The 5,073-nt window shown below is 71.4% G+C and carries 4 protein-coding genes and 1 pseudogene; 1 reads left to right on the forward strand and 4 read right to left on the reverse strand.

The genetic code is table 11. The annotated features are described in order from the left end of the window. Positions 1-159: 159 nt before the first annotated feature. From E1193_RS29965 to purN, 4 genes and pseudogenes are all read right to left on the reverse strand, one after another. Positions 160-1,110: a malate dehydrogenase gene (locus E1193_RS29965; RefSeq protein ID WP_132186503.1), complete on the reverse strand. Its 951-nt coding sequence runs from the start codon at positions 1,108-1,110 to the stop codon at positions 160-162. A gap of 138 nt (positions 1,111-1,248) precedes the next feature. Next, positions 1,249-2,109, reverse strand: coding sequence for a bifunctional methylenetetrahydrofolate dehydrogenase/methenyltetrahydrofolate cyclohydrolase (locus E1193_RS29970; RefSeq protein ID WP_132186504.1), 861 nt, complete (start codon positions 2,107-2,109; stop codon positions 1,249-1,251). 228 nt (positions 2,110-2,337) lie between these two features. Then, positions 2,338-3,909: a bifunctional phosphoribosylaminoimidazolecarboxamide formyltransferase/IMP cyclohydrolase gene (gene purH / locus E1193_RS29975; protein ID WP_207922928.1), complete on the reverse strand. Its 1,572-nt coding sequence runs from the start codon at positions 3,907-3,909 to the stop codon at positions 2,338-2,340. A 3-nt stretch (positions 3,910-3,912) separates the two neighbouring features. After that, positions 3,913-4,527, reverse strand: a pseudogene (purN, locus tag E1193_RS32645) (phosphoribosylglycinamide formyltransferase); the annotation flags it as partial. Between the two features lie 184 nt (positions 4,528-4,711). On the opposite strand from purN, the gene E1193_RS29980 reads away from it, so the two are divergent. Beyond that, the gene (locus tag E1193_RS29980) at positions 4,712-5,008 is read left to right on the forward strand and encodes a CD225/dispanin family protein (RefSeq protein ID WP_132186506.1); all 297 of its coding nucleotides are present in this window, start codon (positions 4,712-4,714) and stop codon (positions 5,006-5,008) included. The last annotated feature ends 65 nt before the right edge of the window (positions 5,009-5,073 follow it).

The following is a 5,073-nucleotide window of genomic DNA, read 5'->3' on the forward strand; positions in this document are numbered from 1 at the left end:
CCTCGGCACCCCCTTCACTCCCCTCTGAGGTGGATGACGTGGCCGAGCTCGTCCTCGTCACCACCCGCCCTTCCCGAACCGGGGGGAACGACGGTGGGTGGGATGCCGAAGGGGGCACGCCGGTGTGCCGGGGTGCCCCCTTCGGGTGGTCCTGGTGGATCACATGTTGGCGACGTCTGCCTGCTTGGCGCGGACGGCCTCGGCGGCCTCCTTGAGGCTGGCCAGCTCGTCGGCGTCCAGGTCGGTCTCGACGACCTTCTTGATGCCCTCGGCACCGATCTCGGCCTCGACGCCCAGGTAGACCCCGGAGATGCCGAACTCGCCGTCGACCCAGGCGCAGACCGGCATGACCTCGCCGGAGTCCTCCGCCACGGCCTTGGTCATCCGCGCGGCGGCGGCGGACGGGGCGTAGTACGCGGAGCCGGTCTTCAGCAGCGCCACCACCTCGGCGCCACCGTTGCGGGTCTTGACGACCAGCTCCTCGATCTGCTCGGCCGGCATCACCTCACGCAGCGGCCTGCCGTTGACGGAGCTCTTCGACGGAACCGGGACCATGGTGTCGCCGTGCGAGCCGAGGGTCAGCGTCTTCACGGACTTCACCGGCACCTGAAGGGCCTCGGCGACGAAGTTGGTGAACCGGGCGGTGTCGAGCATGCCGGCCTGGCCGAGCACCCGGTTCTTCGGGAACTGGTTGGCGAGCTGGGCCAGCGCGGTCATCTCGTCCAGCGGGTTGGACACGACGATGACGACGGCGCTGGGGGCGTACTTGGCGACGTTCTCGGATACCTGACGGACGATCTTGGCGTTCGTCTCCAGCAGGTCCATCCGGCTCATGCCCGGCTTGCGGGGCAGCCCGGCGGTGATGACGACGACGTCCGAGCCCTCGATGGCCTCGTACCCCTCACCGTTGGGACCCGTGGTGACGCCGACGACCTTGGTCTCGAAACCCTCGATCGCGCGCGACTGGTTGAGGTCCAGCGCGAGACCCGCCGGCTTGCCCTCCACGATGTCGGTGATCACGACGGTGTCGAAGACGTCGTACTCGGCCAGGCGCTGTGCCGTGGTGGAGCCGTAGAAGCCGGCCCCGACGACAGTGACCTTCTTACCCATGGTCGTCCCACTCCCTGATACCAGTCGGTTTTCCGGACCGTATCAGCCATCCTGGCATCGATCCGGCCAGGGGCGGCGGGCATCGGCCGGATGGGGCGAACGTCACCGTCGGGCCGCTTGCGGCGCCGGTCGCCGGCGTCAGTCCCGTTCGGCCCGCTCGACCACGTTGGTCAGCAGCATCGCGCGGGTCATCGGCCCCACCCCGCCGGGCATCGGCACCAGCTTCCCGGCCACCTCAGCCACCTCCGGGTCGACGTCGCCGGTGTAGCGCCCCTTGCCGTCGGCCCCGACGACCCGGGTGATGCCGACGTCCACCACGGTCGCGCCGGGCGTGACCATGTCGGCGGTGAGCAGCCCCGGCACGCCCGCCGCGACGATCACGACGTCCGCGACCCGGGTGTGCGCGGCGAGATCCAGGGTGCCGGTGTGGCAGAGCGTCACTGTCGCGTTCTCGCTGCGCCGGGTGAGCAGCAGGCCGAGCGGCCGGCCCACCGTGTTGCCCCGGCCGACCACCGCCACCCTGGCGCCCCGCAGCGGCACGTCGTGCCGGCGCAGCAGCTCGACGATGCCCCGCGGGGTGCAGGGCAGCGGACCGTCGTAACCGAGCACCAGGCGGCCTAGGTTGACCGGGTGCAGGCCGTCGGCGTCCTTGTCCGGGTCGATCATCTCCAGCGCCCGCTGGGTATCCAGGTGGGCCGGCAACGGCAGCTGGACGATGTAACCGTGGCAGGCCGGGTCGGCGTTCAGCTCGGCGAGGACCGCGTCCACCTGCTCCTGGGTGGCGTCCGCGGGCAGCTCACGGCGGATGGAGGCGACCCCCACCTCGGCGCAGTCCCGGTGCTTGCCGTCGACGTACGCCTGGGAGCCCGGGTCGGCGCCGACCAGAACCGTCCCCAGACCGGGGATGATGCCGCGCTCCGCGAGCGCCTTGACCCGTGTCCGCAGCTCGTCCTTGATCTCCGCCGCGGTCGCCTTGCCGTCCAGGATGGTCGCCGTCACGACCTGATCGTCTCATGGTGGGGTGCTCGTCGGGCGGGGGGTCCGTCGTGCGGCTTGCGCCAGATCGTGGTTTCCGGTCGCGGGGATGCCCCGGCACCCCGCAGACCGTGACGGGAACGGTTGAGTACGGCACCTGGACGCAGCGCGTCGGGTGGGCGCCGGGGCCGAGCGACGCCGCAGCGAGGTCGAGGCCCGCCCCCGGTCGGGGGCGGGCCTCGACCGTTGTGCTCAGTGGAAGAAGTGCCGGGTGCCGGTGAGGTACATGGTGACCCCGGCCTCCTTGCAGGCGGCGATGGTTTCCTCGTCGCGAACCGAGCCGCCGGGCTGCACGATGGCCTTGACGCCGGCCTCGACGAGGATCTGCGGACCGTCGGCGAACGGGAAGAACGCGTCCGAGGCGGCGACCGCGCCACGGGCCCGGTCCGCGCCGGCCCGGCTGACCGCCAGCCGCGCCGAGTCGACCCGGTTGACCTGGCCCATGCCCACCCCGACCGAGGCGCCGTCCTTGGCCAGCAGGATCGCGTTGCTCTTCACCGCGCGGACCGCCCGCCAGGCGAAGACCAGGTCGGCCAGGGTGGCCGGGTCGGCCGCCTCGCCGGTGGCCAGCCGCCACGTGGTCGGATCGTCGCCCTCGGCGTCGATCAGGTCCCGCGCCTGCACCAGCACGCCACCGGAGACCTGGCGCCACTCGACGGACTGCTGCCCGAAGTGCGGGGCACGCAGCAGCCGGACGTTCTTCCTGCCCTGGAGGATCTCGACGGCACCGTCGTCGTAGCCGGGGGCCACCACGACCTCGGTGAAGATCTCCGCCACCTGCCGGGCCATCGCCACGCTCACCGGTCGGTTCACCGCGATCACGCCGCCGAACGCCGACACCGGGTCGCATGCGTGCGCCCTGCGGTGCGCCTCGGCCACGTCCGCGCCGACGGCGATGCCGCACGGGTTGGCGTGCTTGATGATCGCCACCGCCGGCTGGTCGGGAAAGTCGTTGGCGGCCCGCCAGGCGGCGTCCGCGTCGACGTAGTTGTTGTAGGACATCTCCTTGCCGTGCAGTTGCTCAGCCTGGGCCAACCCGGACGGGCCGGACGAATCGGCGTACACGGCGGCGTCCTGGTGCGGGTTCTCGCCGTAGCGCAGCACCGCCTGCCGGCGCAGGGTCAGCCCGGCGAACCGCGGCCACCGGTCACCCTCCGGGGCCAGCTCCCGCGCGAACCATTCGGCGACCGCGACGTCGTACTCGGCGATGTCGGCGAAGGCGCGGGCGGCGAGCGCCCGCCGCTGGGCCAGCGTGAAGCCGCCTTCGGCGAGGGCGGCCAGCAGCGCCGGGTACGCCGCCGGGTCGGTCACCACCGCGACCGAGGCGTGGTTCTTGGCGGCGGCGCGGACCATCGCCGGACCGCCGATGTCGATCTGCTCGACACACTCGTCCTGGTCGGCGCCGGAAGCGACGGTGGCCTGGAACGGGTAGAGGTTGGAGACCAGCAGGTCGATCCCGGCGATGCCGTGCTCGTCGAGCTGCGCGGCGTGGGCGTCCTTGCGCAGGTCGGCGAGGAGACCACCGTGGATCTTCGGGTGCAGGGTCTTCACGCGGCCGTCGAGGATCTCGGGGAATCCGGTCACCTGCTCCACCGGGGTCACCGGCACCCCCGCGCCGGCGATGGTCGAGGCGGTGCTGCCGGTCGAGACGATCTCCACCCCGGCGTCGTGCAGCGCCCGCGCCAGCTCGACGAGGCCGCTCTTGTCGTAGACGCTGACCAGTGCCCGCCTGATGGGGCGGCGCTCGTCCTGGATGGCACTCACTCCGACCGTGACCTTTCTTCCGGTTATCGTCCAACCTTCACGGACCAGCCGACCGACCTGCTCGACGAGCTGGCGCCGCTCGGCCTCCTTGATGCGCTCGGTGAGCGTCTCCACGTCGTCGTCGTCCCGCACCGGCACGGCGACCTGGGCGACGATCGGGCCGGTGTCCGTCCCGGCGTCGACGAAGAAGAGGGTGGCCCCGGTGATCTTGACGCCGTATCCGAGCGCGTCCCGGGGGCCGTTGATGCCGGGGAACGCCGGCAGCAGGGTGTTGTGCGTGTTGAGGTAACGGCCCGCGAACTCGGCCAGGAAGTGCGCCCCGGCCAGCTTGAGGAAGCCGGCCGATACGACCAGGTCAGGCCGGTGCTCGGCGACCCGCGCGGTCAACGCCCTGTCCCAGTCCTCCCGGGTCGGATGGTCCTTCACCCGTTCCACGAAGGATGGCACCCCGGCGGCGGCGGCCCGGTCCAGGCCGGCGATCCCGTCCCGGTCGGCGCCGACGGCGACCACCTTCGCCCCGTACGCGGGGTCGGCGGTGGCGTCCAGCAGCGCCTGGAGGTTGCTGCCGGAACCGGAGACGAGGACGACGAGGCGGGCGACGGACGCGGGCTCGGTCACTCGGCCACCCTATCGGGCAGGTCGGGCCGCCCAGCGATCGGGCAGCGACGATTCGGGTGATCACGGGTGTGGCACGCACGCGGTACGCTGCCGGTCGCTCGGTGGCCGGCGTACGCCCGACACCGCACCCTTCACGAATGATCAGGCACGAACAGTGCCGATGAAACTGAAACGAGGAGCTTTCATGCAGCCCGGTAACCCGAACCCCGCGCAGCAGCCGATCAACAACAACATGACGATGTCCATCGTCGCCATCTTCCTCTTCTGGCCGCTGGCCATCCCCGCCATCATCAACGCCTCGAAGGTCAACCCGCTGCTCCAGCAGGGCGACTACGCCGGCGCGCAGGCGGCGGCGGCCGAGTCGAAGAAGTGGTCGAAGTGGGCCATCATCGTCGGCGCCGTCTGGCTCGCGATCGTTCTGGTGTGCTGCCTCGCCGGTGGCCTGGCCGGCATGATGAGCGACACCAGCAGCAGCTACTGACAACCAGCGACCGAGGAGCATCGCCGACATGCAGCCCGGACCCCCCGGCCAGGACCCGTACGGCC

The sequence above is a fragment of the Micromonospora sp. KC606 genome (assembly GCF_004348675.1).
Classification (GTDB): Bacteria; Actinomycetota; Actinomycetes; order Mycobacteriales; family Micromonosporaceae; genus Micromonospora.